Genomic DNA, 24,078 nt, shown 5'->3' with positions numbered 1-24,078 from the left:
CCTGTTCTATAGGAGGGCGCAATCAACATCCTGTTGAATAGCCAACCGAAAGGTGAATGCGATGACTGGACTGGTGCGCACGAGCGCCGACCTCGATCCGAGGCGCAGGCGGATACTTTACCGCTGCTGGCACCGGGGCATTCGCGAGATGGATCTGGTGCTCGGGCAATTTGCGGAAGACAATATTGCCGGGCTTTCCGACGATCAGCTTGACGAGCTGGAAATCATCATGGCGGAAGAGGATAACGACCTCGTCAAGATGGTGACAGGTGCCCTGCCGGTGCCGGAAAAATTCCAGACCCCGTTGTTCGAGAAGATCGCCTCTTACCGTCCCGATTTCGATCTCGTCACAGCCGAAACCCTGAAGGCCTGAAACATGATAGCCGGATTCGATGCAAAGCTGGTGGCGTCGGCCGATACGCCGCTGACCATCGGAAACGTGCCCTCCGGCATGGAAGCCCTACTGCTCGCCGATATGGCGCGGGCGGGAACATCGGTGGCTTACGTGATGTCGGACGGCCAGCGGGTCGCCGATCTCGAACAGATTCTTGGTTTTGTCGCGCCGGATATTCCGGTGTTGACGCTGCCGGCCTGGGATTGTCTGCCTTATGACCGCGTGTCACCGAGTGCGGACACCTCGGCGCGCCGGCTCGCGGCACTTGCCGGCCTCATCAATCACGCCAAGAAACCGCATCCGGCCATCGTTCTCGTCACCGTCAACGCCATGCTGCAGAAGATGGCGCCGCGCGACGTTATCGAGAGCCTGGGCTTTTCGGCCAAGCCCGGCAACCAGATCCGCATGGAGGACATCGCCGCGCGGCTGGAGCGCAACGGTTTCGACCGGGTGGCGACGGTGCGTGAAGTGGGTGAATTCGCCGTGCGCGGCGGCATTCTCGATGTCTTCGTGCCGGGCACCGAAGAGCCGGTGCGGCTCGATTTCTTCGGCGATACGCTGGAAAGCATCCGCACCTTCGATCCGGCCAGCCAGCGCACCATCGCACAGGCGCGCTCGCTTGATCTCAATCCGATGAGCGAAGTGACGCTGACGCCGGATACGATCGGCCGGTTCCGAAAGAATTACCTGTCGCTATTCGGTGCGGCGACGCGCGACGATGCGCTTTATCAGGCTGTCTCCGAAGGTCGCCGTTATGCCGGTATGGAGCACTGGCTGCCGCTGTTTTACGAGGAGCTGGAAACCGCCTTCGATTATCTCAGCGGTTTCCGTATCGTCACCGACCATACGGCGCGCGAGGCGGCGAAGGAACGCTCCAAGCTGGTCCTCGATTATTACGAGGCGCGGCGGGCTTCCGGCGAGACCAAGGGCTCGACGCAGGGCGCGCCATACAAGCCGGTATCGCCTGGGCAAATCTATCTCGACGGCAAGAGCTTCGAGGCGGCGCTTGCGAGCGTCAATGCGGTGCGGCTGACGCCCTTCAACGAACACGATAGCGAAGGCCGCCCGGTTGCGACGCTTGATGCCCATGTTGGTCCGCGCTGGGCACGTCCACCGACGGAAGGCGACAGCGAAGAGCGGGTCAATGTTTTCGATCTGGCGGTAAAGCACATTGCCGAGCGCCGGGCCAAGGGCTGGAAGGTTTTGATCACCGGCTGGTCGGAAGGTTCGCTCGACCGGCTGTTGCAGGTCTTGAACGAACACGGGCTTGAAAAGATCAAGCCGGTGACATCGCTGAAAGAGGTGGAGAAACTCGGCAAGGGTGAGGCGGCTTCGGCAGTGCTGAGCCTCGAAGCCGGGTTTGAGACCGGAACGCTCGCAGTCATCGGCGAGCAGGATATTCTTGGCGACCGCATGGTGCGCCGTTCCAAGCGCCGCAAGCGCGGCGCGGATTTCATCGCGGAAGTGGCGGGGCTGGACGAAGGCTCGCTCGTGGTTCACGCCGAACACGGCATCGGTCGCTTCGTCGGTCTCCAGACCATCGAGGCAGCGGGCGCGCCGCGCGCCTGCCTGGAACTGCATTATGCCGACGACGCCAAGCTGTTCCTACCGGTCGAAAACATCGATCTTCTCTCGCGTTATGGTTCTGATGCCGCGGAAGCCACGCTCGACAAGCTCGGTGGCGGCGCATGGCAGATGCGCAAGGCCAAGCTCAAGAAGCGCCTGCTCGATATGGCCGACGAGCTTATCCGCATTGCAGCCGCGCGTCTGGTGCGCCACGCGCCGGCGCTTATCGCACCGGACGGGCTTTACGACGAGTTTGCCGCCCGTTTTCCCTATGACGAGACCGAGGACCAGCTGAACGCCATCGACGCTGTTCGCGACGATCTCGGTGCCGGGCGGCCGATGGATCGCCTGATCTGCGGCGATGTCGGTTTCGGCAAGACCGAAGTGGCCTTGCGCGCCGCTTTCCTTGCCGCCATGAATGGCGTTCAGGTGGCGGTGGTGGTGCCGACCACGCTTCTGGCGCGACAGCATTTCCGTACCTTTTCCGAACGGTTTCGCGGTCTGCCGATCCGGGTGCAGCAGGCCTCGCGCCTTGTGGGTTCGAAGGAGCTTGCGCTCACCAAGAAGGAAGTGGCTGATGGAAAGACCGACATTGTCGTCGGCACCCATGCGCTGCTCGGTGCGGGCATCAGCTTCGCCAATCTCGGCCTGCTGATCATCGATGAGGAGCAGCATTTCGGTGTGAAGCACAAGGAGCGGCTGAAGGAGCTGAAAAGCGATGTGCATGTGCTGACGCTGTCGGCAACACCCATTCCGCGCACCTTGCAGCTGGCCATGACCGGCGTGCGCGAGCTGTCGCTCATCACCACGCCGCCAGTGGACCGCATGGCGGTTCGCACCTTCATTTCGCCCTTCGATCCGCTGGTAATCCGTGAAACGCTGATGCGCGAGCATTATCGCGGTGGCCAGAGCTTTTATGTCTGCCCGCGCCTTGCCGATCTCGCTGACATCCATGCATTCCTGCAGTCGGATGTGCCGGAACTGAAAGTGGCGGTGGCGCATGGCCAGATGGCGGCGGGTGAACTCGAAGACATCATGAACGCCTTCTATGACGGCAAATACGATGTGCTGCTTTCGACCACCATCGTCGAATCCGGCCTCGACGTGCCGACCGCCAATACGCTGATCGTGCACCGTGCCGACATGTTCGGTCTCGCCCAGCTTTACCAGCTGCGTGGCCGTGTCGGTCGTTCCAAGGTCCGCGCCTTCGCGCTGTTCACCCTGCCGGTCAACAAGGTGTTGACGACGATGGCGGAGCGGCGGCTGAAAGTGCTGCAATCGCTCGACACACTCGGCGCCGGTTTCCAGCTTGCCAGCCATGATCTCGATATTCGCGGCGCGGGCAATCTGCTTGGCGAAGAACAGTCCGGCCACATCAAGGAAGTCGGTTTCGAGCTTTACCAGCAGATGCTGGAAGAGGCCGTGGCCGAAGTGAAGGGTGACGAAGAGGTGCGCGACAGCGGCTGGTCGCCGCAAATCTCGGTCGGCACCTCGGTCATGATTCCGGAAGATTATGTCCCCGATCTGCATCTGCGCATGGGTCTCTACCGCCGTCTCGGCGAGCTTGCGGATATAGGCGAGATCGACGGTTTCGGCGCAGAAATGATCGACCGTTTCGGCCCGCTGCCGAAGGAAGTGCAGCATCTCCTCAAGATCGTCTACATCAAGTCGCTCTGCCGCACGGCCAATGTCGAGAAGGTGGATGCCGGGCCGAAAGGCGTGGTTGTGCAGTTCCGCAACAAGGAATTCCCCAATCCGGCAGCGCTTGTCGGTTACATCGGCAAGCAGGGATCGATGGCGAAGATCCGCCCGGACCACAGCCTGTTCCTGAACCGCGATCTGCCGACGCCGGAAAAGAGGCTGGCGGGTGCGGCGATGGTCATGACGCAATTGGCGGAGCTGGCTCGGTCGTAGATTTAAGCCTTTGTGGGGGCGGTGGGTGGGGCTTACCCCCCGCTGCCCTGCGGGGCATCTCCCCCACAAGGAGGGAGATCGGCAAGACGCGCTGTCACCACTTCATTCTCTAACGTTGATATAGGCAAAACCTTGCCGCATATCGATCTCCCCACCTGTGTGGGAAATGCCCGGCAGGGCAGAGGGGGGTAAGCCACCCATCGTCGGCTCATTTCCATCAGCCAATCCCTCGAAAACTCCACTCACTGCCTTCAGCGAAAATTACCGCGATGTAACGAAACGGACATGTATCGGTAGTCTTCGCGGGCGTAATCTTTCCTTCATACCCGGTGCGGCGGATCGTAAAGCCGCCGGGTCTTGAAGGAGCAGGACGATGTGGACCAACATCAACAGGTTTGCCACCGCTGGTCTGGTTGCTTTGACAATTGCGGGCACCACAATTGCCACCACCAGTCAGGCGGAAGCGCGCAATAATTTCGGCCGCGGCCTTGCCGCCGGGATCGCAGGAACGATCATTGGCGGAGCGCTCATCGCCGGGGCAAGGCATCCCGGTTACGCTTATTATGCACCGGCCTATGGTCCACCCGTCTACGCCGCGCCAGCTTATGGACCGCCTGTTGTTTACCAGCCGGTTTATCCTCGCTGCCATGTGGCCTGGCGACAGAACGCCTGGGGCGACATGTATCGGGTCAGGGTTTGTGATTGATCGAATGCCATGCCAGCGACGCAAACATGCGTCGCTGGTTCTCATGCATTTTCGACTTTAGCGCTCGTCTTCCGGCGTGATCCCGACAGCCACATTCTGGTCAGTTGCGGCGATGGAGGCGGGAAGCGGCACTTTTCGCTGCTTCTCGCGGATCAGCGTCAGCAGGCCGGAGCCGACGATCAGGGCGATGCCCATCAACATCCAGCCATCAATGCGGTCGCCGAAAATCAGGTAACCGAACAGAATCGCCCAGAGCATCTGGCTATATTGCGTTGGGCCGATCATGGCGGCGGGCGCATATTGGGCAGCATACATGACAAGCACGTTGCCAAGCGCGCCGAGCAGGCCGTATCCCGCCAGCAGCAACCATTGTTCGCCGCCCGGCATGATGAAGGTCGGCACCATGGCGATGCCGCTAATGGTAAGACAGCCCAGTACGCCGGCCCCATACAGCGAGACGTTCTTTTCCGATGGGCCCATGGCGCGGAAGATGACGATGCTGAGTGCGCCGCTGAAGCCACCGATGATGGCGCCGATATGGCCGATGCCGAGTTCACGGAAACCCGGCCGCAGGATGACCAGCACCCCGAGGAAACCGATGATGACCGCAGACCAGCGGCGGATGCCCACCTGTTCCTTCAAAAACACCACCGACATGATGGTGACGAAAGAAGGAAGAAGGAAGATCAACGCGAAGGCTTCGGCCATGGAAAGATGGGTGAAAGCGGTGACGCTGCCGACGGCACCCGTACCGGCGGCAAAAAATCGGATGATCCATAAAGGCCGGTTGGTCGTCTTCACCACATCCACCCAGCGATCATTGCGCTTGCGGATGAAGGGCAGGGCGATGAGGCCGAACAGGGCGCCGAAGAAGGCCGATTCGATCGGCGAAATCTGGCCTTCTATGAGTTTAACGCTCGCGTCGCTCCAAGCGTAGGCAGCGAAGGCGGCAAAGGCAAGCAGAATGCCTTTCAGGGTCTGGTCGGACACGGGAAAACACCAACAGTTTATCGATTACGGCAAGCTGCCGGTGTTCGACCGTCAGTTCATCGACTTATGCTCGTCCGCCTTGATTTTTGCAATATCCCGCAGTGCAGCAATCAATACATCAGGCGTTTGTGCACCGCTGATGGCGTATTTCTGGTCAACGATAAAGAACGGTACGCCGGAAACACCCATTTGCTGCGCCGCGTCAATTTCGGCAATCACCGTGTCCTTGTCCGCATCCGACGCCAGAAGCCGTGTTACCACCTTGGCGTCCATGCCCGCCTTTTCGGCGATATCGGTCAGCACGGCGTGATCGCCGATATTGCGGCCTTCCTCGAAATTCGCCTTGAACAAAGCGGTGACGATCCTCTCCTGAACGTCACGGCCTTCAGCATGGGCCCAGAGCGACAGGCGATGTGCGTCGAGCGTGTTCGGGCCAATCTTGATTGCATCGAAATCGTAGTGGATGCCGACCTGTTTTCCGAGTTCCACCAGCGAGGCATGGGCCTGCTCGAGACGCTCCTTGCCGAGCTTTTCCTCAAGCGCGGCCTTCTGGTCAACGCCTTCAGGCGGGTAATCCGGGTTGAGCCGGTAAGGTCGCCAGTTCACGTCGACGCTGATTTCGTCCTGCACCTCGGCAATGGCAAGATCGAGCCTTGCCTTGCCCAGATAGCACCAGGGGCAGACCATATCCGATACGACGTCGATAACGATGCGTTCCATGGCTTTATCTTCCGTTGTCTTGGACCGAGCAGGGGCGGGTTATTGCGCCCTCGCATCCCACCAGGTCTGTTTCTGATTGCCTGATATCGGGGTCATATCCGGGCGGTCGATATATTTCCAGCGGGCTATCCATTGCGCGCCGATGTAGTAGAGCGGAATGACATAGTGGCCGGCGACGAGAAGACGATCATAACCACGCACTGCCGCCTGAAAATCCTCCGTGGATCGGGCCTGCAACAGGGCCTCGATCATGCGGTCGATGTCGGGGCTGGCCGCACCCGCATAGTTGAAGCTGCCCTGCGCATCCCGCGACAATGAACTCCAGCGGTTGAGCTGCTCGGCGCCCGGCGAGAGCGATGAGGGCAGGGACCGGATGATCATGTCGTAATCGAAGCTGTTGGAGCGTGCCTGATATTGGCCATCGTCAACGGAGCGGATGCCCATGGCGACGCCGATCAGGTTCAGCGAACGCTGATAGGCAAGCGCTATGCGTTCCTGCGCCGGGTTCTGCGTCATGATTTCGAATGCGAGCTGGCGGCCATTGGCATCGGACATCCTGCCGTTCTTGATGCTGTATCCGGCCTCTTTCAGCTTATCGACGGCGAGCTTCAGGACCTTGCGGTCCGCGCCGGTTCCGTCGGTGGTGGGCATGGCGTAGGTTCCCGCCAGAAGTTCCGGCGGCATGCTCTTGGCCGCATCGCCAAGCAGCGCAAGTTCGCGCTCATCTGCGGCATTGCCATAGGCACCGAGCGCGGAGTTCTGCCAGTAGCTTTGCGTACGCTTGAAGGCGCCGCCGAGAATGTTCTTGTTCATCCACTCGAAATCGAGTGCATAGGACAGGCCCTCGCGCACCTTTTCGTCAGCAAAGACCGCGCGGCGGGTATTGAAGACAAGGCCGAACATGCCCGATGGCAGACGTGGCTGGAACACATCCTTGACGATATCTCCGCGATGAACGGCGGGGAAGTTGTAGGCCTGGCCCCAATGGGACGTATCGGAGGTGCCGTTGATGGCGTCGCCTTCGGGATAGATGTCGATATCGCCTTTCTTGAAGGCCTCGAACATGGTGGTGACCTGAAGGAAATAGGTGATGCTGATCTCGTCGTAATTCTCGAAGCCGACCTTGCTCGGGATATCCTTGCCCCAATAGTCCGGGTTTCGCTCCCAGATGATTCGTTCACCCGGCCGCAATGTCTTGATTCGGTATGGACCCGAGCCGACGACAGCGCCGAGGCCCGCCTGTTCGAATTTTTCCGGATCGATCGCGTGTTTAGGCAAAATGGGGGTGGAAGAGGCGAGAATGAGCGGCGTTTCGCGGTTCGCCTTGTCGTTGAAGGTGAAGCGGACGCCGTGTTCGCCGATCTTTTCCAGCTTCGCCACGCCGTCTAGACGGCTGTTGAACGGCGGACGGCCTTTTTCCTTCAGGAGATTGAATGTGAAGATAACATCGTCAGGCGTCACCGGCTCGCCATCCGACCACTTGGCCTTGGGATTGATGTTGAACTGGGTGAAGGTGCGTTCCTCGTCCCACTCCACGGTTTCCGCAAGCAGGCCGTAAAGGCTGAAAGGCTCGTCGCTCGAGCGCTGCATCAGCGGCTCGTAAAGGAGATTGCCGAATTCAGGGTCCCAGACGCCGCGCGCCGTGGTGCGCATTCCCTTGAGAACAAAGGGGTTGAGGCTGTCGAAGGTGCCGACGACACCGTATGATATGCGACCACCTTTTTTCACGTCCGGATTGACATAAGGGAAGTGCCGGAAGTCGGCGGGAAGTGCCGGCGTGCCGTGCATGGAAATGGCGTGAAGCGGCTGCGCCACGGCAATTTCCGGAGAAAGCAGGGCCGTTCCCCAAAGAAACAATGCGGGGATGAGGGCCGCAAGCTTGCGCATGTCACTATCCTGTCTCAACTGTCGGTCCGTTTTGTCGTCGTGGTCGGTTATCGTCATGATTGGTTTTTTGTTATGATTCTGGCGAATATGTAGCACAAGCCCATGGCTGGACCCATGCGAGGGCGGGAAATCTTGGGTTGCCTCAAGAAAAAGTTAAAGAAGTGCTGGATATCGCCGCGAACGGCATGTAACAGGGTGGCCGGAAGAGACGGGTCACGCATTTGCCTCATTTAAACGACAGTTGAACGGGCAGAAGGATACCGCCATCGGCGAGCAGGACCCGCGGTTCTGTTCTGGCAGACATTCAGGAGACGGAACTCTTATGATGCAAAAGGCAAACACATTCACCCGGACAGCTCTGTCCGCTCTCGTTCTTTCCCTGGGCGCGGTTTCCGCTCCGGCCATCTCGCAGGCACAGGATGCTCCCGCCAATCAGGGCGCTGGCGCTCCGCCGCTCGGCTGGTTCAAGACCTGCTCGAAGCAGGAAGACAACGATGTCTGCGTCGTGCAGAACGTGGTTCTTGCCCAGAACGGCCAGATGATCACTGCCGTCGGCCTCATCACTGTCGAGGGCAAGGTCAACCGCAAGCTGCTCCAGGTTTCCGTTCCGACCGCGCGCCTCATTCCCCCGGGTGTGATGATGCAGATCGACGGTGGCAAGGGTCAGAAGCTCGATTACGCTGTTTGCCTTCCCGACAAGTGCACGGCCGAAGTTCCGCTGACGGACGCCATGATTGCGTCGCTGAAAAAGGGCAACGAGATCGTCTTCACCTCGATCAACTTCCGCCGCGCGCCGAACCCCATCAAGATCGCGCTTACCGGCTTTACCGGCGCTTATGACGGCGCGGCTATCACCCAGTCGCAGCTCGCAGAAAGCCAGCGCAGCCTTCAGGAAGGCATGCAGAAAAAGGCTGAAGAGGCTCGCAAGAAGCTGGAAGCTGCTCAGGACGCCGCAAAGGGCGCGCCGAAGCCCTGATCTCTTTACGAGAACACGAAAAAACCGGCCTGTTTTCAGGCCGGTTTTTTTTATGCGCGGTTTTGATCCGACGTATTTTCAGTCAAAGCGCACAGCGCCCTTATGACTGTTGTCAAATCGGGCGTGCGCTAATGCGCGAGCGACATCTTCGGCCGCCACTCGCCGTTGGGCGCCTTGTCGAACATCCGCTCGATATTGCGGTTGCGGAGCGGCGCCTCGTTTTCATCGTGGACGAGGTTCTGTTCGGAAACGTAAGCGACATATTCCGTCTCATCGTTTTCCGCCAGAAGATGGTAGAAGGGCTGGTCGCGCTCCGGGCGAATATCGGCGGGGATGGCGTTCCACCACTCTTCCGTATTGGCATATTCCGGATCCACGTCAATCACCACACCGCGGAACGGAAACACCTTGTGGCGGACGATCTCGCCAAGCGTAAATTTTGCGTCTCTTTGTTTCATGGTATGAACTTCCTTTCCCACTAATAGTTGGGTGCGGATTGGGAAATATCAAGGGCTAGCGGTATCCGGCCCTTTTTCCCGTGATGCTCTTAAGCGACCCTGCGGCCGATCGGTGCGGTGGCGATGACGACGCCGCCGGTAACCAGCACGATGCCGATGGCGTGATATGTTTCAAACGTTTCACCAAGAAAAAGCGTGGCCATGACAATCGAGACGGGTGGCATCATGTAAAGCGTGATGCCTGCCGTGGCGGGGCCGAAAACGCGGACCGTATGGGTGAAGCAATAAAAGGCAAGCAGTGAGGCGAACAGGATGATGCCGCCGATCTTGGCCCAGGCGATGGCCGTGGCCGGCAGCAAGCCACCATGCGCCAGTTCGACCGCTGCCGGCGGGAGCAGGACCAGCGCGCCGGAGAAGGCGATGAGGCCGAAAAGGCTGAACGAGGCCATCTGCCGCGCCGCGGGATCGCGCAATAGCAGCGAATAGACCGCAAAGGCAATCGCTGCCGTCAGAATGGCAAAATCGCCAATGTTGAATTTCATCTGCCAGAGAGCGGACATATCGCCCTTGAGCACGATGGCCGCCACGCCCGCAAAAGCGATGATCATGCCCGCCACTTCGAGCCTGCGGATCGGGCGGCCCTGAAAGATGCGCTGGAACAGGATGATGAATAGCGACGAAGTCGTATAGATCAACGTACCGTTGGCAGCCGTCGTCATTGTGAGGCCCCAATAGACCACGCCACCGCAGACGCCCATGCCGAGAATGCCAAGAACGAGCCAGAGCAGCGTTTTCTGGCGCACGAAGGCGAGGCAGTTCCGCCAGTCGGCGATCATGAACGGAGCGATGATGAGGCTCGATCCGATCCAGCGAATGAAGGCGGCAATGAAGGGCGAGACCTCGCCGATGACGCCGCGGCCGAAAATGATGTTGCTGGAGAAAAAGAACGGTACCGCCAGAAAGATGAGCCAGTCCGTGAGGCGCGTTTGCTGAGAGGCTGGCTTGATCGACATTGTTCGCGACATGGCTGGGCATCAAAAGAAAACGGCGGCTTTCCAGGGGAAAACCGCCGAGCGGGAAGGGACGCCTCTAAAGGCGTCCCAAATGCCGGTCAGGCAGAGTAGTACATGTCGAATTCGACCGGATGCGGGGTCATTTCGAAGCGCATGACTTCCTGCATTTTCAGCTCGATGAACGAGTCGATCTGGTCGTCGTCGAACACGCCGCCGGCGGTCAGGAACTTGCGATCCTTGTCGAGGCTTTCCAGCGCTTCGCGCAGCGAGCCGCAGACGGTCGGGATCTTTTTCAGTTCCTTGGCAGGAAGGTCGTAAAGGTCCTTGTCCATCGGCTTGCCGGGATGGATCTTGTTCTTGATGCCGTCGAGGCCGGCCATCAGCATGGCTGCAAAACCGAGATAGGGGTTCTGGGTCGGGTCCGGGAAGCGGACTTCGACGCGCTTCGCCTTCGGGTTGGAGCCGAAGGGAATACGGCACGATGCGGAGCGGTTGCGGGCGGAATAGGCCAGCAGAACAGGAGCTTCATAACCCGGTACCAGACGCTTGTAGGAGTTGGTGGTGGGGTTGGTAAAGGCGTTGATGGCCTTGGCATGCTTGATGATGCCGCCGATGTAGTACAGGCAGTTTTCAGACAGGCCGGCATATTCGTCGCCAGCAAAGGTCGGCTTGCCGCCCTTCCAGATCGACTGGTGCACGTGCATGCCCGAGCCGTTGTCGCCGAAGATCGGCTTCGGCATGAAGGTTGCCGTCTTGCCATAGGCATTGGCGACCTGGTGCACGACGTACTTGTAGATCTGCATCTTGTCGGCGCTGGATACCATGGTGTCGAACTTCACACCCAGCTCGTGCTGCGCGGAGGCGACTTCGTGGTGGTGCTTTTCGACGACGACGCCCATTTCAGCGAGAACCGTCAGCATTTCGGAACGCATGTCCTGCAGGCTGTCGATCGGGGGAACCGGGAAGTAACCGCCCTTGACGCGCGGACGGTGGCCGAGGTTACCGGTTTCGTAATCCGTGTCGTCGTTGGACGGCAGTTCCGACGAGTCCAGCTTGAAGCCGGTGTTGTAAGGGTCTGCCTTGTACTTCACGTCGTCAAAGACGAAGAATTCCGGCTCGGGGCCAACGAAGATGGTGTCGCCGATACCGGAGGCCTTGAGGTAGGCTTCGGCCTTCTTGGCGGTGCCGCGCGGGTCGCGGTTATAGGCTTCGCCGGAAACCGGGTCGAGAATGTCGCAAAGGATGACGAGGGTCGACTGGGCGAAGAACGGATCGGTATGGGCAGTTGCCGGATCGGGCATCAGCACCATGTCGGATTCGTTGATGGCCTTCCAGCCGGCGATCGAGGAGCCGTCGAACATGACGCCATCGGCGAACATGTCTTCGTCTACGCAGACAACATCCATGGTGACATGCTGCAGCTTGCCCTTGGGGTCGGTAAAGCGCAGGTCCACGAACTTGATGTCGTTATCCTTGATCTGCTTCAAGATATCGTTTGCGGTCGTCATTTAAACGTTTTCCTTGAGTGTGGTGGTGACGAGGTGAAAAACCTGAGCCTCCCCGGCTCAGGACCTGGTTCCGATTATATGGCGTCCACGCCTGTTTCACCGGTACGGATTCGGATGACTTCCTCGACGTTGGAAACGAAAATCTTTCCGTCGCCGATACGTCCGGTCTGTGCCGCATTGCGGATAGCCTCAATGACGGCTTCCGCATTTTCGTCCGCCAGTACGACTTCGACTTTCACTTTCGGCAAAAAGTCCACAACGTACTCTGCTCCGCGGTAGAGTTCCGTGTGGCCCTTCTGACGACCAAAGCCTTTTGCTTCCGTGACCGTGATTCCCTGAAGTCCGACTTCCTGAAGGGCTTCCTTCACTTCATCGAGCTTGAAAGGCTTAATGATCGCTTCGATCTTTTTCATGAGAAAATATCTCTCCGCTTCTCCCGTTAAAGCAGGTTATTCCCGCTCTGCCACAAGAATGCACGTATTGTGCCAGATCGGAAGCGGGCTTGAAGAAAAAACTTCGCTTGCCCGGCTTTCTGGCACAAAATGCATTCGCTTTTTGTGGTTTTCCAGCCAATTTCTCGCCAAAACCCGAAAAATCCGTCATCAATTCTGTCGGTTTTCCTTATTTTAGTTATGTTGAATATTTCGGAATGCACTGACGGCGTTTTGTTGATTTGTTTATATTTTATGCATTTGATTATTATTTCGCCGCAGCCATTTGCTTATTTTTGTATCGATTGCCTTTCCGGCGTTTTGAAGGGAAGATCGCTCCATGAAATCCTTATTGAATCTCTCTCTTATCGACCCTGCTGTGATGGCCCGCATCGATGCGGCCTCAGGCCAATCCGGCATTCCCCTATACGATCTTATGGAGCGGGCAGGGCAGGCGGTCGCTGCTTCGGCCCTTTGCCACTATCCGGACGCGCTGCGTTTCGTCGTGCTCTGCGGAGGCGGCAATAATGGCGGTGATGGTTACGTTGCGGCACGCTCGCTTGTGCAAAGCGGGGCGACAGTTGCGGTTCATCATCTTGGCCACGTCACGGCGATGAAAGGCGATGCCCGCACGGCTTTCGAGGTTAGCGGCGTCACAGCCCTGCCGCTTGGCGACTATGTGCCCATGGCTGGTGACGTGGTGATTGACGCGGTGTTCGGTGCCGGATTGTCCCGCGAGATTCCGTCGGAGCTCCGGCGCGTGATCGATGCGGTGACGCAGGCAGCCGTGCCGGTTCTCGCCGTCGATCTGCCGTCTGGTCTTTGCGGCAGGAGGGGCGTGCCTCTGGGCGCATCGTTCAAGGCGGAGCGGACCGTGACCTTCATGGCGCGAAAACCCGGCCATCTGTTGATGCCGGGGCGGGAACTGTGCGGGACGCTTGAGGTGTTCGATATCGGTATCCCCTCCCGTATTCTCGCCGCTCATGCGGGATCGGTTGCGGAAAACGATCCACTTGTCTGGCGCGACGCCTTGCCCCGCTCCGAAATGGAAACGCATAAATTCCGCCGTGGGCATCTGACCGTCTTTTCCGGACCGCCACATGCGACGGGAGCAAGCCGCATGACGGCAATTGCGGCGCTGAAGGCGGGGGCGGGCATCGTCACCATTGCCGCGCCGAAGCAGGCGCTCGACGTGCTTTCGGTGACATTGACGGCGGTGATGAGCTTTGGTCTGGATGATGCGGACGATCTGCGCCACTGGCTGGACGACAAACGCCACGGCGCTTTCGTCCTCGGTCCCGGTTTCGGCGATCTCGAAAAGGCGCGGCAATTCGTGTCCCTGCTCGGGGACAAGGTGGTGGTGCTGGATGCCGACGCGATCACCGCTTTCAAGGACTGCCCGGAAACCCTCTTCGACCGGGTGATTTCAGGCGCGGGGAAATTCGTATTGACGCCGCATGAGGGCGAGTTTGCTCGGCTCTTTCCCGATCTCGCCGCTGACACGTCACTGAGCAAGATCGAGAAGGCGCAGACCGCATCGGCGCGCAGCGGCGCAGTGCTGGTCTACAAGGGTGCGGATACGGTCATCGCCACGCCGGACGGCCGCGCGCTGGTCAATACCAATGCGCCGTCGAGCCTTGCGACGGCGGGGTCAGGCGATGTGCTGGCTGGCATCATCGGCGCATTGCTTGCGCAGGGAACGCCTGCCTTTGAGGCCGCCGCTGCCGGTGTCTGGCTGCATGGCGTGGCGGGCAGCAGGGCGGGTGCAGGTATGACGGCAGAAGATCTCGCCCACGCGGTGCGGCCTTTTGCGTGACCTTGAGTTGGTGTCCACTCCGTCACCGGACTTGATCGCAGGAGATACCTTTCACTGCGCATACACGCCGTGGCTGGATGCCGGATCTAGTCCGGCATGACGGAGGAGAGGTTTTCATTCCTGAGGCGAGGGCTTTTTCGCCCTAGAGGTTTAAAGCCGCGTCAGTGCGCGGCTTTGCCCTGGCTTGCGGTTGCCATCCGTGAAGCGCTGATCAGCAACTTGCGTTCCGCCCGTTCCTGTTGCGGCGTTCGATTGTAGATTTCGCGATAACACTTGGAGAAATGCGAAGCGGAGACGAAACCGCAGGCAACGGCAACCTCGACCACCGGCATGGCCGATTGCACCAGCAGGTGGCGGGCGCGGTCCAGGCGGATTTCAAGATAGTAGCGGGCGGGTGAGCGGCCCATTTCCTGCCGGAAGAGACGCTCCACCTGTCGGCGCGACAGATCGGCCGCATCGGCGATGTCGAGCAGCGACAGCGGCTCGGACAGATTGCCTTCCATCAATTCGATGATCGACAGGACCTTGCTATTCTGAACGCCGAGGCGCGCACGCAGCGGCAGGCGCTGGCGGTCGTTGGGGCTGCGCACCCGGTCCGTCAATTGCTGCTCGCAGACGCGGTTGACAAGATTTTCGCCGAAATCCTGACCGATCAGGCTCAGCATCATATCGAGCGATGCGGTGCCGCCGGCGCAGGTATAGATGTTGCTGTCCACCTCGAAGAGATCGGCATAGACTTCCACCTGCGGGAAGGCTTCGGAAAAACCAGGCAAGTTCTCCCAGTGGATCGCACAGCGTTTGCCGTTCAAGAGACCAGCCTGCGCGAGGATATGCGCGGCGGTACAGAGGCTGCCGATGGCGATGCCGCGATTATAGGCTTCACGCAGCCAAGCATTGACGGATTTGTTGATGTGCTGGTCGACATCGATGCCCGAACAGATGATTGCCATTTCAACGCGGTTTTCGCCGCTGACATATCGTCGCTCATCGGCAAGACAGGTGTCGACCTCAAGACAGATGCCGCTTGATGACATGACCTTCTGGCCGTCGAGCGAGGCGAGGCGCCATTCGTAAGCCTGATACCCCAGCATGCGATTGGCGATGCGAAGCGTTTCAACCGCTGCGGCGAACGGCAGCATGGTAAATTGCGGAATGAGAAAAAAGACGATTGAGCGTTTCTTCTGGGAGTTCCTGCTCATTTGCCCGTGCTCCGTTGCGAATACGCAATTCCTCCCTTGGAATCGGTCTTCTGGATGTCCTGTTTCCGACATCTTTAACGAAAAATACGCCGTGAAATCCGGGCTGTCAAAAAATAGCTTTTGAAATATGCAAAATTTGCGACAAGCCTTTTTAAAGGGCGTCGTGTCGCATGTAAAACAGGCAGGTCATTTTACGCCTCTGCCGGCGCGTCTCGGGATTGACGGGGATGGCTCGCAAGTCCTGAGACAGTTGCGAGCCATGGGGTTACGCATCATTTGCGGACGACCCTGATGCGGTTGCTGTCGGTTGTCGGCCATCCAATGTCCTTCAATGTTTCAGGCGGCAAACCTTCCAGCGCGCGGAGCATTCTTGCGCGCTTCCATGACGTATGGAGAGCGGAAATCTGGCCGGACAGGCGCTGGAGCCAGCTACCGGTCGAGGGGCGTTGCGATGAACGGCTCGCTGCGGGGTGATAATGTATCATGGCCATGTCTTGATCCTTTCGTGAACCACGATCCTGTTTACGACTTCGGTATGCGCTTACATATCTCATCAAACAAGAGAATGAATTTTATGTCATTCATCAGTTTTAGGAATGACTCGCGCTCGCCGCCTGCCGGAATTCCTGTCGTTCCGTGATGGGCCAGCGCTTCATTCCGACAAGGCGTTAGTTGCCCTGTCATTCGATGTCCCGGATTGTGCGCCTGTGTTGACATTCAATCAAACGAAATGATATCCATCTATAAATCAAAATATTTGAAGGTTCGTGCCATGACCGTAACTTTCCGCCAACCGCTGCCGCTGCTGGATAACGACATTCTGAGAACCTTCGTCGCGATTGCCGAGACCGGGAACTTCTCCACCGCTGCAGAGGTGGTGTTCAGAACGCCGTCCGCCGTTTCCATGCAGATAAAGAAGCTGGAGGAACAGCTGAAGACGACGTTGTTCCTGCGCGATGCCCGCTCGGTTACTTTGACGGCGCATGGCGAAACGCTTCTTACCTATGCGCGCCGCATGATCGCGCTGTCTAACGAGGCCGTGTCGCGTTTCGTCATGCCTGAACTGTCTGGCGTCGTCAGGCTCGGTGCGCCGGAAGATATTGGCGAGCGCGGTTTGCTCCCGGGTATCCTCAAGCGTTTTGCCGAGGTTTTCCCCGGCATCATGATCGATGTCACGATCGATTCCAGTTCCAATCTCTACAAGCGCATGGATGAACGGCGGCTGGATCTGGCACTGGTCAACTGTGCGTCGCATCCGCTGCGGGATACGGGCGAGGTGCTGATGCGCGAACGTCTCGTCTGGGCCGGGGCAAAATGCGGTACGGCCTATCTGCGCGATCCGCTGCCCATATCGATCTGGGAAGAGGGCTGCATCTGGCGTTCGGAAGCGATCAACTCGCTTGAAAAGCGGGGTCGCAATTTCCGCGTGGCCTATCTCAGCGGCCATACCATGGCGCAGCGCGCAGCAATTGCCGCCGATCTCGCCATCGCGCCCCTGCCGCGCTCCTATGTGCAGAACGACATGGTCATTCTGAGCGACAAGGAAGGCCTGCCGGAACTTGGTTATTTCGATATTCGCCTGATCACGGGCGAAAGACCCTCGCGCCCCATCCTTGCGGTCGCGGAAAGCATCCGCAACGCCTTTGTCGAGGTCGCCAAGGCGGCCTGAGGTAGATCTTTATAACGGGAATGCGCGACGGCGAGCGTCCGTCGCGCCATAGGCAAAGGTGGGCCTAGATCGCTACCGTGCCCCGCTTTGCAGAAAAGTCCGCATCGCCGATTTGCCAACTTCCACGACCGGCCAGCCAGTCTGCCGAATTCTGTAGCCCACCAAATGGGAAAACGTGGATTTGCCGGATCGGCCCTGCCGGATTTGCCTGCCAGTGCCGTTCGATAGGGCCGACCACGCTTTCCGGTGAATGCCCCTTGGCCAACGTCGTCAGGGAGAGCGCGTTCTTTTTCAGATAGGCAATGGAATTGCCGACGCCGCAGAGTGCTGCATATTTCAGCAGCGTCGTGATCCTGGCCGGACCGGAGACGCCGATATGCACCGGCAAGTCGATGCCGGAGGCGGCAAGTCCTTCCGCCCAGGCGATGAAGCGCGCGGGGTCGAAGCCGAACTGGGTGACGATGCGCATTGCCGCATCGCTTCTTTCGGCAAAATCATACTTCAACTTCAAGGCGGCCGTCGCCGCCTCTTCGCTGAAATCGGGGCTGCCTTCGGGATGGCCGGCGATTGCAATCTGATTGATCCCGCAGCGATCGAAGATGCCGGTCGACAGCATATCCATGCTGGATGCGAAGGGACCAGCCGGCGTGGCGACGCCACCGCCGACTACCAGCACATCCGACACACCCGCTTCGCCTGCCAGCCGCTTCACCTGCTCCTCGAATTCCACGCCAGACGATATGCGCCGTGCCGCGAGATGCGGCACTGGTGTGTAGCCGAGATCGCGAAGATGTTTTGCAGCGTCGACCAGCCTGTCCTGCGAGGCCTGTCCGGTGTCTGTCAGATAAACACGCACGCCCTGTGGAAAGATACCGGCAAGACTTGCCGGGCCGAGCACCTGTGCGGGTGAGGCTTCAATGGAGGCGGCAATGGCGGGAGAGGTCGAGATATCGTGCAATTTGAATTTGGTCCTTTTCCTTATCATGCACCGCTTTTTTGCCCACGTCTTTGCCTGTTGCGGCAAGACAGCCCTGCATCTGCGACGAAGCTTGATTTCATGCGTTTGGTTGGCGGCAATGGCTGGTTGTTCTCACCAGACACGTTTGGTGAGGCCGTTCCACAGCCATGTCCAGATCGTCGGCGGAAACCGCAGCACCGATTTGCCAGGCAAGGGCGGTTGCGGCGCAAGGCTGCCGGAAAGGGCGTCCTCGATAGCGCTGACCGCAATATCGACCGAGGCGGCGGTCAGAAGCAGGGGGTAGGTGGCAATGGTATCGGAAGGCGAGGGCTTCAGCCGCTTTTCGTAAAGGGTTGCGCCGGTATCCACGCCCTTGTCGACCAGATGCACGGTTGCGCCGAAATTACCCCGGTCCTTTTCCACCAGCGCCCAATAACCGCCCATCTGGCCGCGATAGGCGGGATTGATGCCGGCGTGGAAATTGATGACCGGGCAGCGCAGGGCTTCAAGCGTTGCCGGTGTCAGAAGGCGGCAGGAAATGGTGAAGATCGCCGCCGGTTGCAAGTTGTTGATGGCCTTGTGGCACTCTTCGTCGTTCAGGGAGGCAACGTGTGTAACAGGAACTGCCTGGCCGAGATCGGCAGAGAGGCCATGTTCGGCAATGATCTCAGTGGTGCGCCGAACAGTGAAGCGTTTGCCGAGCCGGGAGGCGATCATCGTCGCCATCTGGCCTGCGGCTGTCATCCAGCCGAGCCGCCGCGCCCGTCTTTTCAGAATGGCCGATTTGCTTTCCGCCTGCTCCACGATGACATGGATATCCGGAAACCGGGCGGCCAGCGCATTGATCATGACATTGGGGTTCAGCCCGCCCGCCGTCATCACCAGTAGCCGATTGTTTATCTCAGTCATGTCATCCACACGATTTTCCCGATCATGATCCCTGCGCTCGAGTTTCCCTAGCGAAGTTCAAAACCATGTTAATTTTCACCGACGGGATTTTTTCAAACGCCGGTGGAACCGATTTCCAATGCTCACGTTATTGTGACGCATATCACATCGGCGCTTGCCTTTGGACGGCAAGTCATAGGGGAGTTATTTCAAATGATCACACGTATTCTTTCGACAGTTTTCGTGGCTTTGTTGACCGTCGTGACCTTGAGTTCCTGCGGTAATACTATTCGCGGCGTTGGCCGGGATACGGCAAATGCAGTGGACGCCACGCAGGACGCAGGTCGTAGCGTAGACCGCGCCGCGCGTCGCTAAGTCTCTCCCCTCCAAGGTCTGGCGTCTCCCTGAATGAAGGGGACGCCTTTTCTTTGACCTGATTTCACCGTCACAGTTCATGTGTAAGAATCGCGCCGTACTAAGATGGGGCGAGAGGGCATGAGCGGGCGTTGATGAAAAGACTGGTGACGAAAAGACTGATTAGCTTGCTGCTGCCATTGCTTTTGCCGTTTTCGGCTAAGGCGGGCGGACAGGTGGATTTCTGCAAAACCATGGAGCATGCGGGCGGACGTTACATCGTCTGCAGTTTCGATCCGGCGAAAAGCATGATCCGGATTTACGACCGCGATCATGTTTCGGGTGAGGGATATCGCTCCTTCTCCGATCTCTCCTCCGCCCTGTGGCGGCAGCACATGTTCAGCGTCTTCGCCATGAATGGCGGCATGTATCATTCCGACTATTCTCCCGTTGGCCTCTTTGTCGAAAACGGCGTCGAACGTTCGCCGATTATTACCGGCGGCGGGTGGGGCAATTTCCATCTTCTGCCGAACGGCGTGTTTTATCTGAAGGGTGCAATGGCGGGCGTTCTGGAAACGCAGGCCTATGTCTCTGCCGGCTTGAAGCCGGATTTTGCCACCCAGTCCGGCCCGATGCTGGTGATCGATGGAAAGCTGCATCCGCGATTTCTGCCCGATAGCGACAGCCTGAAACGCCGCAACGGCGTCGGCGTGTCGCGCGACGGCATGGTGCATTTCGCGATTTCGGAAAACACCGTGCGTTTTTACGACTTCGCGACGTTGTTCAGGGATGCGCTGGATGCGCCAAACGCGCTGTATCTCGACGGGACGATTTCCAGTGTCGACATTCCCGCGATGAAAAGGCGCGATTCCCTGTTTGCCATGGGGCCGATTATCGCTGTCGTCGACAGGGTGCCTGACTAAGTCAGATCGGCGCCTTCGGGTAGGCTTTTTCGAGGCCTGCCGATGCCGTCAGTCCCTTGCGGAAGGCCAGATAGGCAGGATGCTGGCTGGCCTTGGCCGCTTCCGTGATGCGTATCTGCAGGCGGGCAGGGGCGTTACAGCCCAGCCATTCGCCTGATGTCTCCAGTTTCAGACTGTTGAGGAAGCGGGCATTGGCCTGTTGATCGAGATAGAGATTGAGGCCGGCCAGCAGGTTTTCATCCTGCAACACGTTTTCCATCAAAAGCAGCACCCACGCCTTGTCCTCGCTTGCAAGCGAGGCAAGTTTCGATGCGACCGTCTCGCGGTCCGGAAAAGATGATGCTTGCTGCATGTAATGACGAATCCCGTTGCCGTTTTCTGTCGATAAGGCACAGCCGAAAGGCTTTCAAGGCACAACAGTCCGGACACTGAAATTCAACTCTGGAATGCCGATTGCCGCTGGCTTCAACAGGTGTTTGTGCGAAACCTTCATAAACCGGTTACACTTTGGTTCAAATTGAGGCGAACGGCAAAAAGGGGTAACCCGAAAGCCCCGATCTAACGCCTTGTTTTTTCACACACCTATGCAACTGACGAATGGCAGCCCGTCAAAAACGCCTTCATTTAGCCGCTTTTTGCATTTGCGTTCTGCGCCGGATTTTAATAAATGCTTCCCCCAACGGGCCCGGTCTTGAAGATCGCCCGGAGAGTGAATAGCTGGAGTAATCATGGAAGAAACCGCTCAGAAATCCTGTTGGGCCGTCACCTTGCGCGCGCTTGCAGGCTTTGCCGCATTTCTCGCATTGACGTACATTTTTGGCAGCCCATAAACACTTCTCATGAATGACGGGTTTTGAAACGGCGCGGTTTCCTCTGGAAACCGTGCTGTTTTCGTTTCTGCGGCCCGCATGTCGCAGCTGCAAAAGCCGGTGCCGCTCTTTTGTGGCGATCCGTCGCGGCTTTGGATATGATGGCGGTGGAATCCATTCTTATTCAAGGTAAGCCTCATGTTTCTTTCGGTCTTCGACGTCTTCAAGATCGGTATCGGTCCTTCCAGCTCGCATACGATGGGGCCGATGACGGCGGCGAACCGCTTTCTTGCGCTTATCCTCGGTGATGAATGGCCGCGTCCGGCGGGCGCTTCCGTGTCGCGCCTGAAGGTCAGCCTGCACGGTTCGCTTGCCTTTACCGGCATTGGCCACGGCACCGGCCGTGCGGTCATTCTCGGCCTGACGGGCGAGCGGCCGGATCTCGTCGACCCCGACGCCATGGACCCGATCATCGAAAAGGTTGAAAAGGCGGGCACCGTGTCGCCACCCGGCCACCCCTCCTATGAGTTCAACCCAGCCGAGGATCTGGTCTTCGACAAGAAGAACCCGCTGCCCGGCCATGCCAACGGCATGACCTTTTCCGCCTTAGACAATCAGGGCAGGCTGCTTCTCAAGCGCATCTATTATTCCGTCGGCGGCGGTTTCGTCGTGACCGATACGGAACTGGAAGCGATCAAGCAGCGCGGCAAGACCATCGATAATGGTCCGCGTGTGCCTTATCCTTTCGCCACGGCGCGGGAAATGCTTGAGATGGCGGGCCGCTCCGGCCGCACCATCGCCCAGATGAAGCGCGCAAACGAAGAAACGGTAATCTCCCGCGACGAGCTGAACGAGCGCCTCGACCAGATATGGGAGGCGATGAACGGCTGCATCGAGCGCGGGCTGAAGGTGGACGGCATCATGCCCGGTGGCCTGAAGGTCCGCCGCCGTGCCCGCTCCATCTACGAGAAGCTGAATGAGGAATGGCGCAGCAACCGGCTCAATCCTGTCATGGCGAATGACTGGTTGAGCGTCTATGCCATGGCCGTGAACGAGGAAAATGCTGCGGGCGGGCGCGTGGTGACAGCGCCGACCAACGGTGCTGCGGGCGTCGTTCCGGCCACGGTCCGGTATTTCCGGCATTTCCACGAGGATGCGACCGTTGACGATGTTCGCGATTTCCTGCTGACGGCCGCCGCGATCGGCGGCATCATCAAGCATAATGCATCTATTTCAGGTGCCGAGGTCGGCTGTCAGGGCGAGGTTGGGTCCGCTGCCGCCATGGCGGCCGCAGGCCTTGCCGCCGTCATGGGCGGTTCGCCCGAACAGGTGGAGAATGCCGCCGAAATCGCGCTCGAGCATCACCTCGGCATGACCTGCGACCCGATCGCCGGTCTGGTGCAGGTGCCCTGCATCGAGCGCAATGCGCTGGGTGCGGTGAAGGCGGTAACGGCGGCTTCCCTGGCGTTGAAGGGTGACGGCCAGCATTTCGTGCCGCTCGATGCCTGTATCGAAACCATGCGCCAGACCGGCAACGACATGAGCGACAAGTACAAGGAAACTTCCACCGGCGGTCTTGCCGTCAACGTTGTGGAATGCTGAGCGGGCAGGGCGTCAGGCATGGTCCACATGCTTGACGCCCGACGCAAAAAGGCATTGATAAGCATATGCCTCTACATCTTATAAAACTTTGCGTCGGCGCGGATTCACTCCAGGATTTGAGAGACTGGGTCGCGCATCGCTCGCTGACCGCGATCGCCGCTGGCCTTGAGCCGCACAGCGTCCACACCACGCGGATGATCCCGAAACGGCTTGACGAATTGCTGGAAGGCGGTTCGCTCTATTGGGTCATCAAGGGCCAGGTGCAGGCACGGCAGAAACTTCTCGACATACGTTCCTTCAAGGGCGACGACGGCATTACCCGCTGCGATCTCATTCTCGGCCCCGAGGTGATCGAGACGTCGCCTGCGCCGAAGCGGCCGTTTCAGGGCTGGCGCTACCTCAAGGACAACGAGGCCCCACGCGATCTCGGCGGCGGTGATTTCGGCGGCGAGGAGATGCCCTCCGACCTCAAGCGGGAACTGGCCGAACTAGGCCTGCTCTGATCGTCAACGGATGTGATTGAAATGAAAAGCCGGCTTCCTTGCGGAGCCGGCTTTTTCATTTGGGGAGACGGTATTTGCGTGGGTTTGGATGGCTTCAGTTGATGCCGCCAACCGCAGTGGTGGCGCGGCCATCCTGTATTTTCACCCAGCGTCCGGGATTGGCGGTGTCCTGACGCTTCAGGTAGGTATATTCGGTCTCCGACCAGTTCATGACCTTGTTGCGCATGTTGTCGAGGACGAAATCACCGCGATCGGTGCGAACGGTTAGAACTGCATGGCCTTCGCCATTCGGCTGCAGAACAACCGTGATCAGCAGGTTGTTGGCGGAGAAGCCCTTGTTCATCAGCATTTTGCGCTTCAGAAGCACGAAATCTTCGCAATCGCCGACCGTGGTGGGGTAGGCCCAGCGCTCTTCGACGCCGTAGATTTCCATGTCGGTCATCGGCGTGATCGTGGTGTTGGCGGTATAGTTGACGTCCAGCATCGTCTTCCAGCGCTCTTCGGTCAGTTTCATCGGGCCGTTGTCCAGCGATGTCGGCTGGCATTCGCTCTGATAGGTCTGGCAGAACTCGTAGTGGCCGATCGGCGGGTTGGCCTTGCCAATCACGCGCATGGCGGCGGATGGCGAAGCGCTGGCCTGATGGGCGATGGCGCTGACGATGAATGCGATCAGAAAGAAACCGAAACGGTTGTTTTTGTTCATTGCTTGTCTCCCCGTGTTGAGGAGACACTCGCATGTATATTTTGACCCCGCGGAAAGATGCGCGTGTCAATTTGAGCTTATATTTCAGCAA

At 58.7% G+C, this 24,078-nt stretch carries 25 protein-coding genes; 11 read left to right on the top strand and 14 right to left on the bottom strand.

The genetic code is table 11. The features are described from left to right. Positions 1-61 precede the first annotated feature (61 nt). The 3 genes from ACQZ6D_RS03670 (at position 62) to ACQZ6D_RS03660 (ending at position 4,580) form a co-directional block, all read left to right on the top strand. On the top strand, positions 62-373 hold the full coding sequence (locus ACQZ6D_RS03670; protein WP_003515739.1) for an FAD assembly factor SdhE: 312 nt from the start codon (positions 62-64) through the stop codon (positions 371-373). A 3-nt stretch (positions 374-376) separates the two neighbouring features. Further along, on the top strand, positions 377-3,874 hold the full coding sequence (gene mfd, locus ACQZ6D_RS03665; protein ID WP_065702434.1) for a transcription-repair coupling factor: 3,498 nt from the start codon (positions 377-379) through the stop codon (positions 3,872-3,874). 373 nt (positions 3,875-4,247) lie between these two features. Beyond that, positions 4,248-4,580 carry a hypothetical protein gene (locus ACQZ6D_RS03660; RefSeq protein ID WP_448729617.1) on the top strand — a complete coding sequence of 111 codons (333 nt, stop codon included), beginning with the start codon at positions 4,248-4,250 and terminating at the stop codon, positions 4,578-4,580. 57 nt (positions 4,581-4,637) lie between these two features. Here the strand turns inward: ACQZ6D_RS03660 and ACQZ6D_RS03655 are convergent, their stop codons facing one another. Genes ACQZ6D_RS03655 through ACQZ6D_RS03645 form a run of 3 tightly spaced genes read right to left on the bottom strand, consistent with a single transcriptional unit; the run spans position 4,638 to position 8,177 of the window. Beyond that, positions 4,638-5,570, bottom strand: a complete 933-nt coding sequence (locus ACQZ6D_RS03655; protein WP_003515734.1) for a DMT family transporter — start codon at positions 5,568-5,570, stop codon at positions 4,638-4,640. Between the two features lie 51 nt (positions 5,571-5,621). Continuing rightward, positions 5,622-6,290: a DsbA family oxidoreductase gene (locus ACQZ6D_RS03650; RefSeq protein ID WP_003515731.1), complete on the bottom strand. Its 669-nt coding sequence runs from the start codon at positions 6,288-6,290 to the stop codon at positions 5,622-5,624. Positions 6,291-6,329: 39 nt separating this feature from the next. Continuing rightward, the gene (locus ACQZ6D_RS03645; RefSeq protein WP_065702435.1) at positions 6,330-8,177 is read right to left on the bottom strand and encodes an extracellular solute-binding protein; all 1,848 of its coding nucleotides are present in this window, start codon (positions 8,175-8,177) and stop codon (positions 6,330-6,332) included. Between the two features lie 322 nt (positions 8,178-8,499). Between ACQZ6D_RS03645 and ACQZ6D_RS03640 the strand changes: the two genes are divergently transcribed. Continuing rightward, on the top strand, positions 8,500-9,153 hold the full coding sequence (locus ACQZ6D_RS03640) for an invasion associated locus B family protein (protein ID WP_013636323.1): 654 nt from the start codon (positions 8,500-8,502) through the stop codon (positions 9,151-9,153). A 128-nt stretch (positions 9,154-9,281) separates the two neighbouring features. Here the strand turns inward: ACQZ6D_RS03640 and hspQ are convergent, their stop codons facing one another. From hspQ to ACQZ6D_RS03620, 4 genes are all read right to left on the bottom strand, one after another. After that, the gene (hspQ, locus tag ACQZ6D_RS03635; protein WP_003515726.1) at positions 9,282-9,611 is read right to left on the bottom strand and encodes a heat shock protein HspQ; all 330 of its coding nucleotides are present in this window, start codon (positions 9,609-9,611) and stop codon (positions 9,282-9,284) included. Between the two features lie 89 nt (positions 9,612-9,700). Then, the gene (locus ACQZ6D_RS03630) at positions 9,701-10,624 is read right to left on the bottom strand and encodes a DMT family transporter (RefSeq protein ID WP_075807527.1); all 924 of its coding nucleotides are present in this window, start codon (positions 10,622-10,624) and stop codon (positions 9,701-9,703) included. Positions 10,625-10,722: 98 nt separating this feature from the next. Continuing rightward, positions 10,723-12,132 (bottom strand): type I glutamate--ammonia ligase, encoded by a 1,410-nt coding sequence (glnA, locus tag ACQZ6D_RS03625; protein ID WP_003515722.1) that lies wholly within the window; start codon positions 12,130-12,132, stop codon positions 10,723-10,725. A 74-nt stretch (positions 12,133-12,206) separates the two neighbouring features. Next, positions 12,207-12,545 (bottom strand): P-II family nitrogen regulator, encoded by a 339-nt coding sequence (locus ACQZ6D_RS03620; protein WP_003515720.1) that lies wholly within the window; start codon positions 12,543-12,545, stop codon positions 12,207-12,209. Positions 12,546-12,634: 89 nt separating this feature from the next. On the opposite strand from ACQZ6D_RS03620, the gene ACQZ6D_RS03615 reads away from it, so the two are divergent. Both ACQZ6D_RS03615 and ACQZ6D_RS03610 read left to right on the top strand, forming a co-directional pair. Continuing rightward, entirely contained in the window at positions 12,635-12,790 is a 156-nt protein-coding gene (locus ACQZ6D_RS03615; protein ID WP_003515718.1) for a hypothetical protein, read from the top strand. A 113-nt stretch (positions 12,791-12,903) separates the two neighbouring features. Next, positions 12,904-14,379: an NAD(P)H-hydrate dehydratase gene (locus ACQZ6D_RS03610; protein WP_448729616.1), complete on the top strand. Its 1,476-nt coding sequence runs from the start codon at positions 12,904-12,906 to the stop codon at positions 14,377-14,379. Positions 14,380-14,540: 161 nt separating this feature from the next. On the opposite strand, the gene ACQZ6D_RS03605 is transcribed toward ACQZ6D_RS03610, so the two are convergent. After that, positions 14,541-15,578: a GlxA family transcriptional regulator gene (locus tag ACQZ6D_RS03605; protein ID WP_003515714.1), complete on the bottom strand. Its 1,038-nt coding sequence runs from the start codon at positions 15,576-15,578 to the stop codon at positions 14,541-14,543. 272 nt (positions 15,579-15,850) lie between these two features. Then, entirely contained in the window at positions 15,851-16,069 is a 219-nt protein-coding gene (locus tag ACQZ6D_RS03600; RefSeq protein ID WP_025593690.1) for a DUF1127 domain-containing protein, read from the bottom strand. Positions 16,070-16,308: 239 nt separating this feature from the next. Here ACQZ6D_RS03600 and ACQZ6D_RS03595 point away from each other — a divergent pair, with 239 nt between their 5' ends. Continuing rightward, on the top strand, positions 16,309-17,247 hold the full coding sequence (locus ACQZ6D_RS03595) for a LysR family transcriptional regulator (protein WP_003515711.1): 939 nt from the start codon (positions 16,309-16,311) through the stop codon (positions 17,245-17,247). 64 nt (positions 17,248-17,311) lie between these two features. Here the strand turns inward: ACQZ6D_RS03595 and ACQZ6D_RS03590 are convergent, their stop codons facing one another. Further along, the gene (locus tag ACQZ6D_RS03590) at positions 17,312-18,232 is read right to left on the bottom strand and encodes a methylenetetrahydrofolate reductase (protein ID WP_448729615.1); all 921 of its coding nucleotides are present in this window, start codon (positions 18,230-18,232) and stop codon (positions 17,312-17,314) included. A 105-nt stretch (positions 18,233-18,337) separates the two neighbouring features. Continuing rightward, positions 18,338-19,114 carry a formyl transferase gene (locus tag ACQZ6D_RS03585; protein WP_448729760.1) on the bottom strand — a complete coding sequence of 259 codons (777 nt, stop codon included), beginning with the start codon at positions 19,112-19,114 and terminating at the stop codon, positions 18,338-18,340. A 192-nt stretch (positions 19,115-19,306) separates the two neighbouring features. Between ACQZ6D_RS03585 and ACQZ6D_RS03580 the strand changes: the two genes are divergently transcribed. Both ACQZ6D_RS03580 and ACQZ6D_RS03575 read left to right on the top strand, forming a co-directional pair. Continuing rightward, positions 19,307-19,468, top strand: coding sequence for an entericidin domain-containing protein (locus tag ACQZ6D_RS03580; RefSeq protein ID WP_003515706.1), 162 nt, complete (start codon positions 19,307-19,309; stop codon positions 19,466-19,468). Positions 19,469-19,602: 134 nt separating this feature from the next. Continuing rightward, on the top strand, positions 19,603-20,370 hold the full coding sequence (locus ACQZ6D_RS03575) for a phosphodiester glycosidase family protein (protein WP_065702439.1): 768 nt from the start codon (positions 19,603-19,605) through the stop codon (positions 20,368-20,370). A gap of 1 nt (position 20,371) precedes the next feature. Here the strand turns inward: ACQZ6D_RS03575 and ACQZ6D_RS03570 are convergent, their stop codons facing one another. Further along, entirely contained in the window at positions 20,372-20,722 is a 351-nt protein-coding gene (locus tag ACQZ6D_RS03570) for a hypothetical protein (RefSeq protein WP_003515702.1), read from the bottom strand. A gap of 390 nt (positions 20,723-21,112) precedes the next feature. Next, positions 21,113-21,379, bottom strand: a complete 267-nt coding sequence (locus ACQZ6D_RS03565) for a hypothetical protein (RefSeq protein WP_162696596.1) — start codon at positions 21,377-21,379, stop codon at positions 21,113-21,115. On the opposite strand from ACQZ6D_RS03565, the gene ACQZ6D_RS03560 reads away from it, so the two are divergent. After that, positions 21,378-22,781: an L-serine ammonia-lyase gene (locus ACQZ6D_RS03560; RefSeq protein WP_448729614.1), complete on the top strand. Its 1,404-nt coding sequence runs from the start codon at positions 21,378-21,380 to the stop codon at positions 22,779-22,781. The two genes, ACQZ6D_RS03565 and ACQZ6D_RS03560, sit on opposite strands and share 2 nt — an antisense overlap. A 65-nt stretch (positions 22,782-22,846) precedes the next feature. Then, complete coding sequence (locus ACQZ6D_RS03555; RefSeq protein ID WP_013636312.1) at positions 22,847-23,284, top strand: DUF1489 family protein; 438 nt, start codon at positions 22,847-22,849, stop codon at positions 23,282-23,284. A gap of 94 nt (positions 23,285-23,378) precedes the next feature. Here the strand turns inward: ACQZ6D_RS03555 and ACQZ6D_RS03550 are convergent, their stop codons facing one another. After that, positions 23,379-23,987, bottom strand: coding sequence for a transglutaminase-like cysteine peptidase (locus ACQZ6D_RS03550; RefSeq protein WP_019566128.1), 609 nt, complete (start codon positions 23,985-23,987; stop codon positions 23,379-23,381). Between the last annotated feature and the right edge of the window lie 91 nt (positions 23,988-24,078).

Source organism: Agrobacterium sp. 22-3639C2, assembly GCF_053522105.1.
This window is presented reverse-complemented; position numbering and strand designations above follow the sequence as displayed.

Excerpts from the sequence above, each read along its gene's own strand:
- ACQZ6D_RS03670 (WP_003515739.1), top strand. The coding sequence starts at position 62 with ATGACTGGACTGGTGCGCACGAGCGCCGACCTCGATCCGAGGCGCAGG.
- mfd (WP_065702434.1), top strand. The coding sequence starts at position 377 with ATGATAGCCGGATTCGATGCAAAGCTGGTGGCGTCGGCCGATACGCCG.
- ACQZ6D_RS03660 (WP_448729617.1), top strand. The coding sequence starts at position 4,248 with ATGTGGACCAACATCAACAGGTTTGCCACCGCTGGTCTGGTTGCTTTG.
- ACQZ6D_RS03650 (WP_003515731.1), bottom strand. The coding sequence starts at position 6,290 with ATGGAACGCATCGTTATCGACGTCGTATCGGATATGGTCTGCCCCTGG.
- ACQZ6D_RS03645 (WP_065702435.1), bottom strand. The coding sequence starts at position 8,177 with ATGCGCAAGCTTGCGGCCCTCATCCCCGCATTGTTTCTTTGGGGAACG.
- ACQZ6D_RS03640 (WP_013636323.1), top strand. The coding sequence starts at position 8,500 with ATGATGCAAAAGGCAAACACATTCACCCGGACAGCTCTGTCCGCTCTC.
- hspQ (WP_003515726.1), bottom strand. The coding sequence starts at position 9,611 with ATGAAACAAAGAGACGCAAAATTTACGCTTGGCGAGATCGTCCGCCAC.
- ACQZ6D_RS03630 (WP_075807527.1), bottom strand. The coding sequence starts at position 10,624 with ATGTCGATCAAGCCAGCCTCTCAGCAAACGCGCCTCACGGACTGGCTC.
- glnA (WP_003515722.1), bottom strand. The coding sequence starts at position 12,132 with ATGACGACCGCAAACGATATCTTGAAGCAGATCAAGGATAACGACATC.
- ACQZ6D_RS03620 (WP_003515720.1), bottom strand. The coding sequence starts at position 12,545 with ATGAAAAAGATCGAAGCGATCATTAAGCCTTTCAAGCTCGATGAAGTG.
- ACQZ6D_RS03610 (WP_448729616.1), top strand. The coding sequence starts at position 12,904 with ATGAAATCCTTATTGAATCTCTCTCTTATCGACCCTGCTGTGATGGCC.
- ACQZ6D_RS03605 (WP_003515714.1), bottom strand. The coding sequence starts at position 15,578 with ATGAGCAGGAACTCCCAGAAGAAACGCTCAATCGTCTTTTTTCTCATT.
- ACQZ6D_RS03600 (WP_025593690.1), bottom strand. The coding sequence starts at position 16,069 with ATGGCCATGATACATTATCACCCCGCAGCGAGCCGTTCATCGCAACGC.
- ACQZ6D_RS03595 (WP_003515711.1), top strand. The coding sequence starts at position 16,309 with ATGATATCCATCTATAAATCAAAATATTTGAAGGTTCGTGCCATGACC.
- ACQZ6D_RS03590 (WP_448729615.1), bottom strand. The coding sequence starts at position 18,232 with ATGATAAGGAAAAGGACCAAATTCAAATTGCACGATATCTCGACCTCT.
- ACQZ6D_RS03585 (WP_448729760.1), bottom strand. The coding sequence starts at position 19,114 with ATGACTGAGATAAACAATCGGCTACTGGTGATGACGGCGGGCGGGCTG.
- ACQZ6D_RS03580 (WP_003515706.1), top strand. The coding sequence starts at position 19,307 with ATGATCACACGTATTCTTTCGACAGTTTTCGTGGCTTTGTTGACCGTC.
- ACQZ6D_RS03575 (WP_065702439.1), top strand. The coding sequence starts at position 19,603 with ATGAAAAGACTGGTGACGAAAAGACTGATTAGCTTGCTGCTGCCATTG.
- ACQZ6D_RS03570 (WP_003515702.1), bottom strand. The coding sequence starts at position 20,722 with ATGCAGCAAGCATCATCTTTTCCGGACCGCGAGACGGTCGCATCGAAA.
- ACQZ6D_RS03560 (WP_448729614.1), top strand. The coding sequence starts at position 21,378 with ATGTTTCTTTCGGTCTTCGACGTCTTCAAGATCGGTATCGGTCCTTCC.
- ACQZ6D_RS03565 (WP_162696596.1), bottom strand. The coding sequence starts at position 21,379 with ATGAGGCTTACCTTGAATAAGAATGGATTCCACCGCCATCATATCCAA.
- ACQZ6D_RS03555 (WP_013636312.1), top strand. The coding sequence starts at position 22,847 with ATGCCTCTACATCTTATAAAACTTTGCGTCGGCGCGGATTCACTCCAG.
- ACQZ6D_RS03550 (WP_019566128.1), bottom strand. The coding sequence starts at position 23,987 with ATGAACAAAAACAACCGTTTCGGTTTCTTTCTGATCGCATTCATCGTC.